The sequence below is a fragment of the Salinicola rhizosphaerae genome (genome assembly GCF_014652715.1).
GTDB lineage: Bacteria > Pseudomonadota > Gammaproteobacteria > Pseudomonadales > Halomonadaceae > Salinicola > Salinicola rhizosphaerae.
On the sequence record NZ_BMZI01000003.1, the window covers coordinates 566,445 to 567,246 of the forward strand.

Annotated in this window: 1 protein-coding gene; it reads right to left on the bottom strand. The window is 56.5% G+C overall.

Annotation, left to right across the window (positions count from 1 at the left end; all coding sequences use genetic code 11):
- Positions 1 to 774 (bottom strand): MFS transporter (locus IE125_RS08800; protein WP_194523950.1); only part of this gene is annotated, 774 nt, incomplete at its 3' end.
- Positions 775 to 802 lie beyond the last annotated feature (28 nt).

An 802-nucleotide genomic window follows, 5' to 3' on the forward strand; every position in this document is an offset into this window, starting at 1 on the left:
TAACTGCGCAACGAACGCTGAGCCAAAGACCAAGAACACCAATAGCCCAGCAAGCAAGGCACTGCTAATCCCGAGAGAGTCCTGAAGGTACGATGATCCAATCGACATGTAGATGCCGCTTGCGATGTAGCAGGATGTGAAGATAAACGTCACAACCAGAAAGAAGCCGCGACGCCCGATGCTCGAAACCTCAACAGATGCACTATCTATCCCTGCCTTCACCGTAGAACGACCAACAGGCTTCAGACTTCCATCTCGTAGCAATGCCACGGCACCAATGAGAAGTAGCATCGCCTCAGCTATGAAAACCAGACGCGTTGGAGCAGGGGAAAAGTCGGCAAACAAGCCCCCCAGCAACGGGCCACAGGCCAAGCCGCTGGAGATGGCAAGAGAAGCGACTAGCGAGGGCCGAGCGTGCTTGGCACGCTCAAACACCGCTGTAATCGCCGCAGGGCCACAGGAAATAAACACCCCTGCGGCCATGCCACTGACCAATCGACCGAGCATGAGCTGCCATGCCGTCTCGGCGCCCGCAAAAGCTACCGAGGCGAAACAGCTCAGAAGGGCCGCACCGACCAGCGACATACGCCAACCAACCCGGTCGACGTAGCGGCCAAGCCCAAGCAGCCCTATCAACACGCCCCCTTGATATAGGGAGAACAACACCGTGATGGTTGCCGTCGGAAACCCGATCTCAGCCTGCCATAACGGATAAATCGGCGATGGCATGTTTGAGAGCAGGAATGCGGCGAATACTAGGGCTGCTGCAATCACTTGTTAAACTCCGGTACGCTTGAGCGCT